Here is a 238-nt window from a genome sequence, read left to right on the forward strand (position 1 = left end):
CCTCGCCGGACCCGACCTGACCGGCACCACCCTCACCGGCCACGAACTCAGCCACGACACCTGCGTCACCGACCCCTTCAGCCCCGCCGGCTCAGGCTCGCTGATGTACCCCACCGGCACCCCCGCACGCTGGACAGCTGACGGACAACTCGAACTCCTCCCCCAGGACACCGACGACGACGAGCAGGACACGGCCACCACCACCGCACGGCGCCGCACCCCCACCCCCCAGGAAGAG

Annotated in this window: 1 protein-coding gene; it reads left to right on the forward strand. The window is 71.4% G+C overall.

Features of this window, described 5'->3' with window-relative positions:
* Nucleotides 1–238: hypothetical protein (locus IF67_RS40110; protein ID WP_037840478.1), on the forward strand; the 238-nt coding region annotated here is incomplete at both ends.

Source organism: Streptomyces sp. NRRL S-1813 (assembly GCF_000719605.1).
Classification (GTDB): domain Bacteria; phylum Actinomycetota; class Actinomycetes; order Streptomycetales; family Streptomycetaceae; genus Streptomyces; species Streptomyces decoyicus.